Origin of the sequence: Streptomyces morookaense, assembly GCF_013030945.1 — a bacterium.
In the GTDB taxonomy this organism is placed as follows: Bacteria; Actinomycetota; Actinomycetes; order Streptomycetales; family Streptomycetaceae; genus Streptomyces; species Streptomyces morookaensis.
In genome coordinates this window covers 1-774 of sequence record NZ_JABBXF010000201.1, presented here as the reverse complement: position 1 = coordinate 774, position 774 = coordinate 1, and the positions used below count along the sequence as shown (strand labels likewise).

Sequence of the window (774 nt, the reverse complement as noted above, 5' to 3'; positions counted from 1 at the left end):
CTCGTCATCGACGAGCTGCTCGACGAAACATCTGACGGCTCTGAACTGCCGGTGGTGCATGCGGATGACGTCGCCTACGTCATCTTCACCTCCGGCTCCACCGGCCGGCCCAAGGGCGTCACCATCAGCCACCGCGGCGCCGTCAACACCCTCCTCGCCGTCAACGAACGCTTCGACATCACGCCACAGGACCGGGTGCTGGCTCTCTCCGAGCTGAGCTTCGACCTGTCCGTCTACGACCTCTTCGGCACCCTCGCCGCAGGCGCCACCATCGTCTTCCCCGCACAGGAAGAAACCAAGAACCCCGCCCACTGGGCCCACCTCGTCCAACACCACCAGATCACCGTCTGGAACAGCGTCCCCCAACTCGCCGGCCTCCTCATCGACGAAGGCGAACACCTCAACTCACTGCGCCTCTACCTCCTCAGCGGCGACTGGATCCCCACCAGCCTCCCCGACCGCATCCGACAAGCCACACCCCACGCCACCATCATGAGCCTCGGCGGCGCCACCGAAGGCAGCATCTGGTCCATCTGGTACCAGATCCAGCACGTCAACCCCACCTGGACCAGCATCCCCTACGGCACCGCCATGCCCAACCAACGCATGTACGTCCTCAACACCGAAGACGAACACTGCCCCACCGGCGTCACCGGCGAAATCCACATCGGCGGCACCGGCGTCGCACTCGGCTACTGGCAGGACGAAACCCTCACCGCCGAGCGCTACATCCAACACCCCACCCTCGGCCGCCTCTACCGCACCGGCGACCTC

Annotated in this window: 1 protein-coding gene; it reads left to right on the top strand. The window is 65.5% G+C overall.

From position 1 onward, the window contains the following. Positions 1 to 774, top strand: a 774-nt coding sequence (locus tag HG542_RS34145) for an AMP-binding protein (RefSeq protein ID WP_171088319.1), incomplete at both ends; no start/stop codon positions are given.